Annotated in this window: 17 protein-coding genes and 1 pseudogene; 8 read left to right on the top strand and 10 right to left on the bottom strand. The window is 61.4% G+C overall.

Annotated elements, in window-relative coordinates; genetic code table 11:
* The first annotated feature begins 18 nt into the window (after nt 1-18).
* From V1278_RS08710 to V1278_RS08720, 3 genes are all read left to right on the top strand, one after another.
* Entirely contained in the window at nt 19-1,338 is a 1,320-nt protein-coding gene (locus tag V1278_RS08710; protein WP_334364788.1) for a M20/M25/M40 family metallo-hydrolase, read from the top strand.
* Between the two features lie 122 nt (nt 1,339-1,460).
* Nucleotides 1,461-1,640, top strand: coding sequence for a hypothetical protein (locus tag V1278_RS08715; RefSeq protein WP_156433882.1), 180 nt, complete (start codon nt 1,461-1,463; stop codon nt 1,638-1,640).
* Between the two features lie 100 nt (nt 1,641-1,740).
* Nucleotides 1,741-1,881 carry a hypothetical protein gene (locus V1278_RS08720; RefSeq protein ID WP_334369288.1) on the top strand — a complete coding sequence of 47 codons (141 nt, stop codon included), beginning with the start codon at nt 1,741-1,743 and terminating at the stop codon, nt 1,879-1,881.
* A gap of 182 nt (nt 1,882-2,063) precedes the next feature.
* Here V1278_RS08720 and V1278_RS36855 read toward each other — a convergent pair.
* The 3 genes and pseudogenes from V1278_RS36855 to V1278_RS08730 form a co-directional block, all read right to left on the bottom strand.
* Nucleotides 2,064-2,150, bottom strand: a pseudogene (locus tag V1278_RS36855) (hypothetical protein); the annotation flags it as partial.
* A 48-nt stretch (nt 2,151-2,198) separates the two neighbouring features.
* Nucleotides 2,199-2,573 (bottom strand): nuclear transport factor 2 family protein, encoded by a 375-nt coding sequence (locus V1278_RS08725; RefSeq protein ID WP_334364787.1) that lies wholly within the window; start codon nt 2,571-2,573, stop codon nt 2,199-2,201.
* 1,041 nt (nt 2,574-3,614) lie between these two features.
* Nucleotides 3,615-3,743: a hypothetical protein gene (locus V1278_RS08730; protein ID WP_334364786.1), complete on the bottom strand. Its 129-nt coding sequence runs from the start codon at nt 3,741-3,743 to the stop codon at nt 3,615-3,617.
* Between the two features lie 180 nt (nt 3,744-3,923).
* Between V1278_RS08730 and V1278_RS08735 the strand changes: the two genes are divergently transcribed.
* The 3 genes from V1278_RS08735 (at nt 3,924) to V1278_RS08745 (ending at nt 6,138) form a co-directional block, all read left to right on the top strand.
* Nucleotides 3,924-4,124: a hypothetical protein gene (locus V1278_RS08735; protein WP_028351264.1), complete on the top strand. Its 201-nt coding sequence runs from the start codon at nt 3,924-3,926 to the stop codon at nt 4,122-4,124.
* A 102-nt stretch (nt 4,125-4,226) separates the two neighbouring features.
* A complete protein-coding gene (locus V1278_RS08740; protein WP_334364785.1) occupies nt 4,227-4,376 on the top strand; it encodes a hypothetical protein in 150 nt (49 codons plus the stop codon).
* A 406-nt stretch (nt 4,377-4,782) separates the two neighbouring features.
* Nucleotides 4,783-6,138, top strand: a complete 1,356-nt coding sequence (locus V1278_RS08745; protein WP_334380327.1) for a tyrosine-type recombinase/integrase — start codon at nt 4,783-4,785, stop codon at nt 6,136-6,138.
* Here the strand turns inward: V1278_RS08745 and V1278_RS08750 are convergent.
* The 5 genes from V1278_RS08750 to V1278_RS08770 form a co-directional block, all read right to left on the bottom strand.
* Nucleotides 6,083-6,451 (bottom strand): hypothetical protein, encoded by a 369-nt coding sequence (locus V1278_RS08750; RefSeq protein WP_334380328.1) that lies wholly within the window; start codon nt 6,449-6,451, stop codon nt 6,083-6,085. The two genes, V1278_RS08745 and V1278_RS08750, sit on opposite strands and share 56 nt — an antisense overlap.
* Nucleotides 6,452-7,514: 1,063 nt before the next feature.
* Complete coding sequence (locus tag V1278_RS08755; protein ID WP_334380329.1) at nt 7,515-8,540, bottom strand: hypothetical protein; 1,026 nt, start codon at nt 8,538-8,540, stop codon at nt 7,515-7,517.
* Between the two features lie 111 nt (nt 8,541-8,651).
* Entirely contained in the window at nt 8,652-9,053 is a 402-nt protein-coding gene (locus tag V1278_RS08760) for an SPW repeat domain-containing protein (protein ID WP_334380330.1), read from the bottom strand.
* Nucleotides 9,054-9,296: 243 nt separating this feature from the next.
* Nucleotides 9,297-9,740 (bottom strand): hypothetical protein, encoded by a 444-nt coding sequence (locus V1278_RS08765; RefSeq protein WP_334380332.1) that lies wholly within the window; start codon nt 9,738-9,740, stop codon nt 9,297-9,299.
* A 75-nt stretch (nt 9,741-9,815) separates the two neighbouring features.
* Nucleotides 9,816-10,388, bottom strand: a complete 573-nt coding sequence (locus V1278_RS08770; protein WP_334380334.1) for a hypothetical protein — start codon at nt 10,386-10,388, stop codon at nt 9,816-9,818.
* A gap of 512 nt (nt 10,389-10,900) precedes the next feature.
* Between V1278_RS08770 and V1278_RS08775 the strand changes: the two genes are divergently transcribed.
* Nucleotides 10,901-11,350 (top strand): DUF983 domain-containing protein, encoded by a 450-nt coding sequence (locus tag V1278_RS08775; protein ID WP_334380335.1) that lies wholly within the window; start codon nt 10,901-10,903, stop codon nt 11,348-11,350.
* Complete coding sequence (locus V1278_RS08780; RefSeq protein WP_334380336.1) at nt 11,347-13,065, top strand: glutamine--tRNA ligase/YqeY domain fusion protein; 1,719 nt, start codon at nt 11,347-11,349, stop codon at nt 13,063-13,065. Before V1278_RS08775 ends, V1278_RS08780 begins: the two co-directional genes overlap by 4 nt.
* 39 nt (nt 13,066-13,104) lie before the next feature.
* Here the strand turns inward: V1278_RS08780 and V1278_RS08785 are convergent, their stop codons facing one another.
* A complete protein-coding gene (locus tag V1278_RS08785; RefSeq protein ID WP_334380337.1) occupies nt 13,105-13,470 on the bottom strand; it encodes a tautomerase family protein in 366 nt (121 codons plus the stop codon).
* Between the two features lie 196 nt (nt 13,471-13,666).
* A complete protein-coding gene (locus tag V1278_RS08790; RefSeq protein WP_334380338.1) occupies nt 13,667-13,921 on the bottom strand; it encodes a DUF2171 domain-containing protein in 255 nt (84 codons plus the stop codon).
* Nucleotides 13,922-14,048 lie beyond the last annotated feature (127 nt).

Genomic DNA, 14,048 nt, shown 5'->3' on the forward strand with positions numbered 1-14,048 from the left:
CCGCGAAGGGAGATTTTGATGACGCTCAGTCGATCGATCCTGACCATCGCATTTGTCGCCGTCGCACAGCACGCTCTGGTGCAGCAGGCCGCTGCGCAAGCTTCCGCGCCCGATCTGGAAGCCATTCTGGCCCATCCCAAAATCGCCAAGACGCTCGACGACATCAAGGCTGACGACGAGCGGACCTTCACCGAGCAGAAGCGCATCACCGAAATTCCGGCGCCGCCGTTCAAGGAAAAAGTCCGTGCCGAATATTTTCAGAACCGGATGCAGGAGCTCGGCTTCAAGAATGCGTCGATCGACGCCGAAGGCAATGTGATCGCGCTACGCAAGGGCAGTGGCGGTGGCCGGCCCAAGCTCGTGGTTTCCGCGCATCTCGACACGGTGTTTCCCGAAGGCACCGACGTCACGGTGAAGGAAAAGGACGGCGCGATCGTAGCGCCAGGCATCGGCGACGATTCACGCGGTCTTGCGACATTGCTGTCGTTGATCAAGGTGATGAACGAAAACGCGATCGCGACCGTCGGCGACATCCTGTTCGTCGGCACCGTCGGCGAGGAAGAGCTCGGCAATCTGCGCGGCGTGAAGGCGCTGTTCCGCGATCACGCCGATATCGACGGCTTCATCTCGATCGACGGGCTCGGCATCACCCGCGTCGTCAACCAGGCGACCGGCAGCCATCGCTACGAGTTCATCTTCAAGGGCCCGGGCGGGCACTCGTTCCAGGAGTTCGGACTGCCGAGCGCGACGCATGCGATGGGCCGGGCGATCGCGAAAATTTCCGAGCTGCAGCCGCCGTCAGATCCCAAGACCACGTTTACCGTCGGCACCGTGACCGGAGGTACCTCGGTCAACGCCATCGCCGCAGAAGCGCGGATGGCCGTCGACATGCGCTCGAATTCGACCGAGGAACTGCTCAAGCTCGAGGCCCGGCTGCTCGAACTCGTGAAGGAAGCGGTGGCGGATGAGAACGCGCGCTGGAAGTCCGACAAGATGACGGTCGAGGCAAAACTGATCGGCGACCGGCCGGCGGGCATTGTCGCGATGGATTCGCCGATCGTGCAGGCGACCCAGCGCGCGGTCTCCGCGGTCACCAAGGGGCCGCGGCCGACCTTTGCCGGCTCGTCCACCGATTCCAACATCGCGATGTCGCTCGGCATCCCTGCCGTCACCATTGGCGGCGGCGGCGAGGGCGGCAACTGGCACTCGCGCAACGAATGGTACAAGCCAACCAACGCCTGGTACGGCCCGCAGAACGCCCTGTTGACCGTCCTGATACTGACCGGGCTCGACGGCGTGACCAAACCGGCGCTTGCAGTGCGAAACGCTGTGAAATAGCGGCCGAACTGTCCCCAGCACCGTTAACCATGCCCCCGATTGGACAAATTGTCGGCCAATTGCGGCCAAAGCGGTAACGGAACATCGTTCCCCAGTAGTTCTACGTGCGTAGGGGATGTGGCATGGCGTACAGGATCGTGGCGGAACGCAAGGACGAGACCGTCAGGATGGACCGAAGCAGCATGCTGGTGGCGGTCGCCAAAGCGCGGGTCTGGGCCAGCGAGGGATGGAAGGTCACCATCATCGTCGGCGACGAAAACGAGGTCGCACCGGCCGACGCGCGCCGGCTTTCCTTCGTCTGATCGAAGATTCGTGGCCGTCTCTCCGACGGCCTACAAATTGAGTGGAACCGGGAACCCGGGCCGACGTTACACCTGCGGGCAGGCTTTTTGGAGCAATGCCATGCGGTGGCGGTCTGCATCCACAGGCGCCGACGAGATGCGCGGCACCAGCGATAATGAGTTCTCTTACGCAACCGGATGGACCATCAGCGGACTAGCGACGCTGGGCACCATCGTGGCGATATGGGTGCTCGGGATCTGACTTAGGCTATCTCTGTGCGACCCGCGTGCTGCCGGTCACGAGGAAGCCTGCCTTGTCCGGTTAACAGGACGCACCATCGTCGGCGCTGCAGCATCACGTAGTTGATCTCCTGAACCAGAACGAAAAAAAGACCGCCCCTTGGGCGGTCTTTTTTTCGTTGTTCTGAGAGAAGGGCTGGCGGGTCATGCCCGAGCAAATGGATTACGCCGTCGATAGGCGCAGACCCCGATGCCCGCCAAGGCAACGATCATCATCATCCAGGTCGACGGTTCAAATACCGAGAGACGTGCTCGATCTGACTGCCGAGCGGCTTCACATCAATGGCCGATCGTTCGTCGCCACGCGGCGGATTTTACTGGTTCGCACGCCGTGTGCCGGATCTTGCCGGATTGCGTGAATCGGAAATGCGTTCTCATGATCCTTCCGTCGTAACCGCGATAATCCAGTGCAATGCCGTCCACCTCCGGGATCAACACGTCAATGGCGAACGCGTTGTTTCCCGCCTTGGCGAGTCGTGGCCGCCAATATCGCTCCATGTCCGATCGGCCATTGAAGCGGCCGTCCTCACAGCATTCGACGGTGGCGGCATCGTCATACAAGTCCAATAGCGCATCGAGGCGTCGCTGCTTACAGGCGTCGATCCAGCCAACGACAACATCGATCGCATCGAAGCGATTATTCGCATTTGTCATGTCAGATCCTCCTTCGAATAATTAACGGCAAAGCAAATGAACACGTTGTGAACCAGGCGTTCAGATGCGGTTGGGGGTTCCGCACACCGAAGCATCGGCCGCTCCTAAACGCATTTTCGCCAAACTGTTATCGGCTTCTGACTGCGGGGCAGGACCGTTAAATCGGAGTTCTGCATGCTCAAACAAATTCTTGTTGCGTCTGTCCTTGTTGTAACCGGGTCGATCGCTTCGGAAGCCCGTCCTTCCCGTACCGCTCAAATACCCGAATGCAATGTGACGATGCCTTGCGACTTCTCGTTTTCGCAACCCCGTCGTGAGCGGATTAGTTCTTACACACATCAAGCGACCGCACAGAGTTACCGTCGCGAATTGGCGGGCGTGAGTGTCGATCGCGGTCAAACGGTCGGCGGTCGTCCGGCCGGTTGTCCCCGCTCGTTCTGCGGCTGCGGCGCGTCTATACGTGTTTTCGGCCGGATCGTGCCTGGTCTAAATCTCGCATCCAACTGGCTGCGCTTTCCACGAACATCGCCAGCACCCGGAATGGTCGCTGCGCGGCGTGGGCACGTTTTCGTTCTAGAGCGACATGTCGAAGGTGATACGTGGATGGCATACGATGCAAACTCGGGCGGCCGCGCAACGAGAATCCATGCACGCTCGTTACGAGGGTACACGGTTGTTAACCCGCATGCTGCTTGAATAGTGGTTCAATCCCCTGTGAAATCCGATAGCGCGGTTGTGCCAGAATTGGCGCAGCCGCGCTGGCTAAAACGAAAAGGTCCTGGAACGAGTAATCGGCGCCATTTTAATTCATTGGGATTGGCATTTGGCTTGATATCGACGCGATCGTCGCCGCGCTAAATGCGGCTGCACTGGATCCCGCGGCGCCATAGCGCGATAGGAACGAAAATCTGCGAGCCGCATTGGACCGTGTGTCGCATATCCCCGATGCGACATTAACTGAAAGGACCTCAGCGCCGCCGCTGGGGCCCTTTCTGCTGATGGCCAGCAACAAGGGCTCCGCTGCGAACGCGGGACGCGCCGTTAAAACGCCCGGCGCCGCGGCGGCGGACCGGCTTGCGGGTGGCGCGCACGGGTGAGCTCGGAAATAGCGATCAGCGCGGCGCCCGCGATGATGGTGATGGCCGCCATCACAAGAAGGGTTGTAAGCATGGTTCGCTCCCGGAAAGTGCCGCTACCACGACGCCCCGAGAATCGAGTTCCGGCAAGACGGGCAAACTACGGGCCGCGACTTGTTGGCGAAAGGAAGCAGCCTGCTCGATGAGTCTGCTGCCGGGCAGACGGCGATCCGGCACGGGATTTCAATGGCCCTCGTGAACGAGGACCACGGGCATGCCAACACGACGGCGCATCAAGCATGAGAAGACCTTCGAAGAACGGCTGGCGGAAGAGGCCAAGCGCTTCAGAGAGGCGGCAAGGGAGGCACAGCCCGGCATGGCCCGGGAACTGCTCTTGCGGCGGGCGCGACAGATGGAAGCCGCATCTCGGCTAAACGAATGGCTCCGCTCGCCCGGCATGAGGGCGCCGGAGTAAGGCCGCCTGGGCTGCGCCTCTCTCTTCCTGTGGCGGCCGCAACGGTCGTCTCAAGGGGAACACGACGTTCTTGACACGGTTGCCCCGTCAGAGGAGGTACCCATGACCGAAAAGCCCACGCATGAACAGCTTGAGGAATTGAAGAGGCTCAGCCGGGAGGCCCGCGTCCCCGATCAGTCCGAAATCGTGACCTCGAAGGAAGAGGCCGAAATTCGCATCCGCGACCTGAAGGAAAAAGCCCACATCGAATAGGTAAGCCGATTTCGATGCGCCTACACGCGTCACGCTGGTGACGCGGCTATCCGCCGAATAGGCGGGTACCAAAAGACAAAAGCCCCGATTTACGGGGCTTTGGAATGGTGGACGCACAAGGGATCGAACCTTGGACCTCTCCCGTGTGAACCACAATTTGTATACCCCAGCCAACCAAATTAAGCCATAGTAAAATTGTAAAAGTCCTTGCAGCGCAGGGATTTGTGGCCATATTGGCCCATAGAGGGCCATAGCTGGCCTTGCTACATTTTGTATGCCCCTGCCGTGCCCTTCGTGAATTTTCCCGTGGGGCACAACAGAGCTGGGAACGCGGAGGGAACGGTTTGTGGTCCGTTTCTTGGTCTCCGTCGACGTGTCCCAGGACACAAGGAGCAGGGCGCAAACGATGGAAAACAGCGAGAAGGGTCTCAGAGCCGAAGTGACGAACTACCTGAGGCTCACTGACGCGGCGATACGTGCAGCCACGCTGCCGCCGGGCAAATCGCAGCACTATCTGCACGACACAGAGCAGCCAGGGCTCGCGATCAGGATGCGCGCAACTGGCGGCCGGACATGGGTCTACCTGTTCACCAAGCCCGGGATGAGAGGCACCCAACGCAAGACTCTGGGCGCATGGCCTAAGTTCAATGAGAAGGCCGCGCGCAAGGCCGCCATCATCGCGGCCGGCGCGGTGGTCATTGGGGTCGATCCGAACGACGCCAAACGCGAGGCAAAGCGGCAACAGCTGGCGGAGAAGCAGTGCACCACGCTGGCGACCCTGATCATTGAAGATGGCCCCTACCAAACGTCCCTGACCGGACGCCAAGTCGTCAACTGGAAACCGGCAATGTCGGCGCTGCGACGGGGTCTCAAGGATCATGTCGATCTTGCCATCGGTGACCTGACGCGACGGCAGATCATGGCGGCCGTGGACAAGATCGCCAAGACCGGCAAGCGCGGCGCGGCCAAGGACTTGCGCAAGCACACCCATACCTTCCTCGAGTGGTGCATTGGCGAAGGCTATGTCGCACACAACGTGCTCGCAGGCTACCGCGAGCCCAAGGAAACCCGCGCACAGCGGGTCGGGCGCCGAACGAAGGGCCGCGCGCTGATCGATGAGGAGATCATCAAGGTTTGGCACGCATCCGGCAAGCTCGGGGCTTTTGGACAATTGGCACGCATGTGCCTACTTGGTGGCCCGCGCCGCAGCGAGCCAACCATCATCGAGTGGCGAAAGCACATCATGGATGACCGCATCACCTTCGATGCGGCTTGGACCAAGATGGGCCTGCACCACGACGTGCCGCGCACCCACCTCGTTGATGAGGTGCTCGCGGCCGCGAAACATTTCCAGCGCGCGACGTCCGACTATGTTTTCCCGTCACCGAAGACCGGCGGCCGGATGTCGGGCTTCACCAAGATGGTCAACCGCCTGGTCAAGGAAGCGGGTGTCGCCAAGTTCACCATGCATGACCTAAGGCGCAGCTTGCGAACCATCATGTCGCGCTGTGGCTACGACAACGAAATCCAGCGGCTCTGTGTCGGGCAAAAGCCGCGCGGAATCGATCAGGTCTACAATCACGACGAACAGTGGATCATCCGCAAGATGGCATTCGAAGCGGCTCATGACTACATCGCGGAGTTGGTCGGCGCGAAACGGGTCGGCAAGGTCGTGCGCCTGCAGCGGACGAATCCGCTCGACCCCATCAAGGCCGAGCTGCTTGGCCGTCTCCGCGAGCATTATGCGGCTGAAGGCGCTTAGTGGTCTTATCGCACCCGGCCAGATAGTCTCGCACCGCATCGACACGATAGAGCGGGCGGCCATCGACGTAGCGCCATTGCAGCGGGTGGTTCGGATCGCGCCGCCACTGCTCCAGCGCTCCGGGCGTGCGCCGGATGACCGCGGCCGTCTCTAATGCCGTCAAATTAGAGCTGCCCGGCAGCGTATCGATATCGAACGCCGCGGGCGGCGGCATGCCGCGGTTCTTGCGATGGCGCTTCGTGGGAGGCAGCATTTTCCGACTACCAGGCGACCCAAATGTCTCGATCCGAGGTTTTTCGTCCTTGCCGCCCATGCCTCCGCCCCGAACCATGATCGGTTTGAGCCAATAAGATCGCAGGCTTCTCCAGCAAGAAAGAAATCTAGAGCGCAGGGATGGCTGCTGGGTAGCTGTGGCGTACAAATAGGACAACTGCCCCCTTGCCGAAGGTTGGCGAGCAACTCTGAATCGGCGTGCCGGGGCCGATGACGATCCTAAGTCAGCGAGGCGACCCTGGCCGGCATTGAATTCGACAGTCAGGTTATTGTTGTTATTTAGCTTTCCGCAGTAGCTAAATATCCATACCAACATGGATACCACCAACACTACTGTTCCAAGAATTCAAACCAAAAGAAAGGAACCGTCGCCAGGAACGCGCGGTGGTTCGAGTCGCTCCATGGGCGCTCAAACCACGATATTCCGCGATTTTCTACGGCATTCTGCGATGGACGACCTAGTCTTGCGATTGAGAGTGAACTCAGGCACGGGAGCCGGCCGTGATGTGAAGAAGCGAACCACCGACGTACTTGCCCCGAAAGGGTCGTTATAGCTTTATCACGCACAGTCAGTCTGCGAGCCATATCCAATGTTCCCCTGGATTGCCTGAAGGCCGACTTCATCGCTCGCGTTGAAAGGTTCGCGGAAATCGGGGAAGTCTGGGCGAGTACGGGCCGCGTTGCGCGCGACACCGTCGCGCGCGATCGTGTTCGTCGCCAACGACAGCATGACGTCGTATGCATCGTGAAGGCCCCGTGTCTAACGCCTCACGTTCCGCTCCGGAGGCCTGCCTCGTCTGTTCTGATACTTCTGGTACGCCCACGCCGAATATCGGCTGCCGTGAGCTTGAGCTTCGATGTCCGCGCGCCTTTGGAGGGGCGCGCGATGTACGAAAGGGCTCGCAGCGGCGTGCGGAGAAATGTACGATGATGATTTGCGCCTGTGCGGAGCTGATGCCCCGCGCTGGTCCTCATCAGAGGCGAGGTTTTTCATCACGAAAGGAGTTGCTGACAGTGAACGCTTTTTAAGCCGTTTGCCGCCGTGGCGATAGCCGCGTTCACCCTCGTGGGCCGCGTGCCCCCACCCCTACCGCCGCCCTCGCCTAGCTGATTCGAACCCCGCACATACCCGCGATGATCGCGGCTGAGATAACGGCGCTTATTGCGATGCCCGTGCCCCAAAGGCGATTTGCGGCGCGTCGATCGACGCCGTGCGCGATCAGCACCACCCGTAATCCCGACGCAAGGTGGCTTAGGACAAAGAACACGCCGAGCGCGTAATGAGGCAACAGGCGGATATTCCATGCGTCATGAATGAGCCCAGTCGGGGCTCCGATCGCGAAATTCCAATCGGTCGGTATACCGAGAAAGCTTCGAGCGTAGATGAAAACCGAGTTCATGTGCCCGAGGATGAACAGCGAAAGGTAGGCCCCCGAGGCGACCTGAAATGTCCGATGGAAGCCCTGCGGGGCGGCACTCCAACGCCATGCCAGAAACAGGCCGGTGCCGATTTGGAAAAGCATGGCCGCGACCAACAGCGGTTCACCCAGGCTAGAGCGGTAGACAACGCGGCCGATCTTCATGACAGCCGCATGTGCGTCGGGGCCGATCAACCCAAACAGGTGATTGGCTAAATGGAACGCCACGTATAGGGACAAGAGCGCCGCCGTCATTCCGTGGACGATGCGCCAGCGCCCCACGGTCGGCCGCGTTGCACCGACGAGATTGCGGGCAGTCTGTGACCAAATCGCGATTGCGAGCCAAAGCACGCACCACACGATTTCGTCGGGGATAGGGCTGTGAATCAGGGCCTGAACGACGCCAAGAAAGACATAGAGCGTTGGGGCCGCCACGCCGGCATAGGCAAGCCGCCGCGCCCCTGGATCGGCGTCGGGCCGGCAAGCGAGCGCGAGCGCGACAAACGGCACGACGAACGCCACTGCCAGGATCAAGGTCGCGCCGACAATTGCGAGAGGCGAAGGCGTTGCGGCTTGCGTGCCGACGACGGCATGAAAGGCCCGGAGTAGAAAAGGGTAGCAAATTGCCGCCGCTGCGGGAGCCTGCGCCAAATAGTCGAAGCGCGGCCCGATCGTGGCGCTTCGGTCTTGCGGCTGAGCAAACGGGTCCATGTTAAACCACTTAAATATCAGCCACGCGGTCCGCGCCGCACCGCCCGAAGGACGGCCGGCTGCGGACGAGCATCGGCAACGTCTCGACCCTCGACGACGCCGTCGCCGCCTTCAACCCGCCGTGCGCCTGTCCAATCCCGAACGCGTCGCGACTGGCTCCTCAGGCGCGTTAAAGACTGACGTTGTGAGCAGGACAGCGGCAGCGAGGACCCAGTAGTACCAGGCGTCGAAGCCAGCGAATTTGAAGGCAAACGGTGCGATGACAAACACCACCCCGACGGCGCGATCGACCCAAAGGTGCAGCCAGTAGGGAATGATGCGGACGAGCCCAGTGGGATGGTCGGTCAGGGCGGCCAAGAGCAGCGCGGCCACACCGACAACAACCGAAAGCCACATTGCGACCGGTCCGCTCTGGCCGAGCTTTTGCACGAACGGCGCTGCGATCAAGACGATCGCGACAGGATAATCGATCAGGTAGGCGTGGATAGACTTGGTGATAAAGCGGAAAGACATCGGTGACTCCTACGTGCTTGGTTGCTCTAGCGTCGAGCGTCGACCGCCAGTCCAAGGGCGGAGTGAACTTCAGGCGCACGACGTGACGGTGCTTCAGTGTCCGGCTGTCGACGTCAGGGAAGGCTTGGGAAGATCGCCCGGGCCGTGCCATACGTCATCCGCTCATTGCTACACTCTACACAGATTCGCGACGGTCGCCGCGTTATGACGAGGGGCAGCTTTCGACCTTCGGTGTCGCAGCTGTCAGGCGACCTCCTCGATCACGAGCTCCGTTCCGTTGAACGAGATCGCATCACCGGCGCGCTTGCCCTCCAACACAGCATAGATCGGGGCCTGGGTGGAGATGCCCATGACCTCGTTGCCGTCGCACACAAACTTGCCTGTCGACACGGCAATAACGAAAAACCGTCCGCCTAGCTTCACCACTGCGCCTTCCTCGACCTTGCTCTTCGGCCCGAAGTCCATCGCCGAGAGCTTCTCGATCTTGTCGGAGTGCGAGTGAACGGTGTCGTCGAACGCTTCGGACAGGTCGCTCGCGAGCTCTGCCTGCGCTTGCTCGTCGTCTTCGATCGGCTCGCTTCTATCGAGCCGGGCGCTCTCGACATATTCCAGGTATTTCTCTCTCGCGCTCTCGAGGTCGCGCGCCTCGAGCGACAGCATTGTTTGCTTCACGATCTGTTTGTTCATCTCACGTCCTTTGTAAGAGGCGCCGCATAGGCCGGGTCGGTGGCGATACCACCAGGAAGCCTGAACATCGGGCGCTCATTCGTTGTCGGGCACGTCGGCCCCCTGGTAGGGGACTCTCTCAAGCCTAGAATCTCGCAGGATGCTGGTGACCAGCCAGACGTAGGATTGCTCCGCCGTGTCGAACCCGAGCATCGAGAACGACTGCCCGAACGGGCACGGGGGGAAGTCGGGGAACCCGATGCGGAGTACAAAGCGCTCGGGATCCCCGTCAAATTCCTCCTTGAAGATCTTCCGCAGGCCATATCGGATTGCTATTTCGCCTACGTTGTCGTGACGTGTGGGGCGGTTTGCGTTTAGCTGTTCGTAGAGTTCTCGCGAGCACTCCTGGTCCATGGCATCAAAAGCGTCGATCAAAAGGCCCTTGCTGCCGGCCTTCGGGTCGGCGATCGCGTAGATGTTTGAACTGTCCCCCGTACCCGGCGCGCTCTCGAACCTCATCGCGCCATCCACGCGCGCGTCGCCGACGGTGACGGGCTTGTCGGCAGTCAGGTCGTAGAGCTGGCCGTCCCTTATCCGGTATTCGTGGTCGTAGCCGCGTCTCAGGAGATATGAAACGGCCTCGACCATGTCCCTGGCGTCGAGGTTCATTTGCACTCTCCTTGATTTCGCTGCGCTCAGGCCGCCACGACAAATCTACGGTCAACACAGGAACAAACCTGCGAGCGCGAACGCCGCACGACCGGTGGTCTCCGTAGACCCGCCACACCGAACACTAGGTTTCATTCCAGTCGTTGGGAAATGCCGTGCTGTTATCGTTTCCATTCCCGCAATTGCGACGGGATGAGACCCGGCTGCCGCCTAGCTGTCGGGAGCGGGGTAGTTCGACGGGAAGAGCGCACGCTTCGTTTCCTCGTCGTTCACCTCTTAGACTCGTGATCCTCATGGCTGCGTAAGCCACGCTATCATCGCGCATGACTTGCCCTCCTTGCATAGAGGCTCTATCCGGCCAATCCTTGTCAGGCATCGAGGGCGAGTCGCCTCCGTTGGACGCGCGCAGGCCGTCATGATCATGCCGGGTTATCGACTACATGCCCCATTTGAATGGCGCTTGGGCGCCGTCGCCGAATACTGTGCTGCCGTGTGAGTCAGGAGGACGGGCGATGGCCACGACGGTTGAAGGCCCGGTTAAAGGTCACGACAACGACTGGACGTCTGCAGAGACTGCCGCCCGGCGCAACGTTGGCCTATCCCTTCGGAGGGGCGTTCGAGGAAGGTGCCCACGCTGCGGGCGCGGTCGCCTGTTTTGTGCGTTTCTCAAAGTCGACGACCACTGCTCTGTCTGCCGCCTCGATTTCACCGGCCACCGAGCCGACGACCTGCCGGCCTACTTAGTGATCGTCGTCGTCGGACACGTCCTGGTTCCAGTAATTCTCTGGATCGAGGTGGACTATGCACCGTCGCTGGCGTTTCAGCTTGGCGCCTACCTTCCGATTACGGCCTTGGCCTCGATAGCTCTCCTGCAGCCGGTCAAGGGTGCCGTCTTGGCGCTGCAGTGGGCGCTCAGGATGCACGGCTTCGGCGCGCACCCGCCCGATGAACTCAAGGCTTGAGGCGGAAGGTGCCTCAACAGAACGACGTCGGAGAAGCGGGCGCGAGCGCCAGCAATTTCATTCGCAGCATCATAGCGTCTGACATCGAGACCGGCCGCACGCGCGTCGTGGTCACGCGCTTTCCACCCGAGCCGAACGGCTTCCTCCACCTGGGGCACGCGAAGTCGATCGTGCTGAATTACGAGCTTGCGAGGGAATTCGGCGGCCGCTGCAACTTGCGCCTCGACGATACGAACCCGGCAAAGGAGAGGGTGGAGTACATCGACGCGATCAAGCGCGACGTCCAGTGGCTCGGATTCGATTGGGCGCAGGGCCTCCACTTCGCCTCCGACTACTTCGAACAGCTCTACGCCTGGGCCTGCCATCTCGTCCGCATCGGAAAAGCATACGTGGACGACCAGTCCGCCCACGATGTTAGAGAGGGCAGGGGGACATTGACGAGCCCGGGTCGGAACAGCCCGTTCCGCGAGCGTAGCGTGGAGGAAAACGCCGAGCTGCTCGCGCGGATGCGCGCCGGCGAATTCAGGAACGGCGAGCGGGTGCTCCGCGCGAAAATCGACATGGCGTCAGCGAATCTCAACCTGCGCGACCCCGTCATCTACCGTATTCTCAACGCCAGCCATCCGCGCACCGGCACGGCCTGGCACATCTACCCGAGCTATGACTTCGCGCACGGCCAGTGCGACGCCATCGAAGGGGTGAGCCACTCGCTGTGTACCCTCGAGTTCGAGGATCACCGACCTCTCTACGACTGGTTCCTCGACAACCTCCCGGTGCCATCGCGACCCCGACAATCTGAGTTCGCTCGCCTGAGTATCACGCATACCGTCCTTTCAAAACGCGCGCTGACGGAGCTAGTGCGCGACGGCCACGTGGCGGGCTGGGACGACCCGAGGATGCCGACGCTTGCAGGCCTGCGCCGACGCGGCGTGCCTCCCGAGGCGGTGCGCCGGTTCATACGCGGCGTCGGAGTTTCGAGGGCCAACAGCACGGTCGACGACGGTGTCCTGGAGGCAACGATCCGGGATGTCCTTAACGAGCGGGCTCCGCGACGAATGGCGGTGCTCAAGCCGCTCAAACTGACAATCGAGAACTATCCCGCGGGCCGCATAGAAGAGTTCGACGCGCCAAACCACCCGACGGACCCAGCCTTCGGGAGGAGAGCCGTCCGGTTCTCCCGCGAGGTGTACATCGAGCAAGACGACTTCCACGAGGCGCCACCACATGGTTTCCGGCGCCTCGCGCCGGGCCGCGAGGTGAGGCTCCGCTACGCCTACCTCGTCACTTGCCATGGTGTCGTGAAGGACGCTGCAGGCCGTGTGGTCGAGCTACGCTGCGCCTACGACCCCGACAGCAGGGGGCGCGCCAGCGCTGGCGGGCGAAAAGTCGCGGCGACAATCCACTGGGTGAGCGCCGTCGACGCGTTGCCGGCCGAGGTCAGGCTCTACGGCCGGCTCTTCTCAGCAGCGATTCCGAGCCCGACGGACCTCGCAGCCGACCTCGACCCACATTCCATGCAAACGCTACGCGGCTGCCTCGTCGAGCGGGTAACCGCCTCTGATCCTCATGGCCAGGCACTGCAGTTTGAGCGCCAAGGTTACTTCACTCACGACGACGAGTCCCGCCCAGAAAGGCTGGTCTTCAATCGAACCGCCTCGTTGCGCGAGAGCCCGGGAAAGCCACCGACAGCGCACCTCGACCTTCTCAGGAAATGAGACGTGTTGCAGAGCACCCCCTTCATGGCCGGAGTTCACTCACTGGTTGGCGAAGGTGGCCGGCTTCATTTTGTCGGCCGTCACCTCAGAGATCGTCACCACGACGCTCCCCAGTTCGAAGTCGGCGGCACTCGCCACCGCAGTGGCCACGGCGTCGCGTAGCGCCGGCCCGCAAGAACGCCCCGCGTGGCCCGTGACGAAGCCATGGACAAAGATCTGATGGCACTCCAACGGTGTGCCGTGCAACCAGAAGCATGCCGACGAGATCTCAAGCACGGTCGCTTGGGTGAGGTCGCGGGGCGCACCGGTCGTCTTCGCGTGCGCATCCTTGATCGCCTCCGGAAGCGCGGCCTTGCGCTGATCGGAAAGCCGGCCTCCTGGAATCTGTATCGTGTAAGTTGCCATCCGTCCTCTCGGTTCTCGTGCAGGTCGGCGACGACCGTCGTCATTGCGCGTAGTTGATCCAGCTTCGGCGCCAAGGCCTTTTTGTTTCGTCGGCCCAAGCCCTAGCGTGCGGCATGCGGTGCGAAACGGCTTTCTTGTCACCGGTTCGCGCTTTTTTATGCCTTGTGCGTGACCAGGATCGTCAGGCCTTCCTTCGTCAGACGGGCTTTCCCGACTGCTCCTCTTCGAACGTCACCGCCACCGCCGCGTTCGCGGAGAGGCGGACCCTCTGCCCCTCGACGTCGGCGACCAGCCCGAGGTCAATGAAATGCGCGTGTCCCTTGTGCCGCCCCTCGCCGCTGTCCCGCTTCGCGAGCCTGATGCGCCCGTTGGTGACACCGTCGACGGTGCCGACGTGGACGCCATCTGCGCCGATCACTTCCATGTTTTGAGCGATCTTGTCCGTGGTCATCTGGTCTCTCCTTGTGGTTTCGTCGAATGCGATGGACTTACGCATACTCCGCCAAGCGGAGGTCCGAATTGCCAACGCGTGTGCGCAGGAAGAAATTCCGGTAGCTCGCGCGGAGGTGGCCCGACGG

Origin of the sequence: Bradyrhizobium sp. AZCC 1577 (assembly GCF_036924575.1) — a bacterium.
In the GTDB taxonomy this organism is placed as follows: Bacteria; Pseudomonadota; Alphaproteobacteria; order Rhizobiales; family Xanthobacteraceae; genus Bradyrhizobium.

Coding starts and splice junctions, on each gene's coding strand:
- V1278_RS08755 (WP_334380329.1), bottom strand. CDS start 8,540: ATGGACCCGTTTGCTCAGCCGCAAGACCGAAGCGCCACGATCGGGCCG.
- V1278_RS08730 (WP_334364786.1), bottom strand. CDS start 3,743: ATGCTTACAACCCTTCTTGTGATGGCGGCCATCACCATCATCGCGGGC.
- V1278_RS08715 (WP_156433882.1), top strand. CDS start 1,461: ATGGCGTACAGGATCGTGGCGGAACGCAAGGACGAGACCGTCAGGATG.
- V1278_RS08775 (WP_334380335.1), top strand. CDS start 10,901: ATGGCCACGACGGTTGAAGGCCCGGTTAAAGGTCACGACAACGACTGG.
- V1278_RS08765 (WP_334380332.1), bottom strand. CDS start 9,740: ATGAACAAACAGATCGTGAAGCAAACAATGCTGTCGCTCGAGGCGCGC.
- V1278_RS08725 (WP_334364787.1), bottom strand. CDS start 2,573: ATGACAAATGCGAATAATCGCTTCGATGCGATCGATGTTGTCGTTGGC.
- V1278_RS08735 (WP_028351264.1), top strand. CDS start 3,924: ATGCCAACACGACGGCGCATCAAGCATGAGAAGACCTTCGAAGAACGG.
- V1278_RS08745 (WP_334380327.1), top strand. CDS start 4,783: ATGGAAAACAGCGAGAAGGGTCTCAGAGCCGAAGTGACGAACTACCTG.
- V1278_RS08710 (WP_334364788.1), top strand. CDS start 19: ATGACGCTCAGTCGATCGATCCTGACCATCGCATTTGTCGCCGTCGCA.
- V1278_RS08740 (WP_334364785.1), top strand. CDS start 4,227: ATGACCGAAAAGCCCACGCATGAACAGCTTGAGGAATTGAAGAGGCTC.
- V1278_RS08790 (WP_334380338.1), bottom strand. CDS start 13,921: ATGACCACGGACAAGATCGCTCAAAACATGGAAGTGATCGGCGCAGAT.
- V1278_RS08785 (WP_334380337.1), bottom strand. CDS start 13,470: ATGGCAACTTACACGATACAGATTCCAGGAGGCCGGCTTTCCGATCAG.
- V1278_RS08720 (WP_334369288.1), top strand. CDS start 1,741: ATGCGGTGGCGGTCTGCATCCACAGGCGCCGACGAGATGCGCGGCACC.
- V1278_RS08750 (WP_334380328.1), bottom strand. CDS start 6,451: ATGGGCGGCAAGGACGAAAAACCTCGGATCGAGACATTTGGGTCGCCT.
- V1278_RS08760 (WP_334380330.1), bottom strand. CDS start 9,053: ATGTCTTTCCGCTTTATCACCAAGTCTATCCACGCCTACCTGATCGAT.
- V1278_RS08770 (WP_334380334.1), bottom strand. CDS start 10,388: ATGAACCTCGACGCCAGGGACATGGTCGAGGCCGTTTCATATCTCCTG.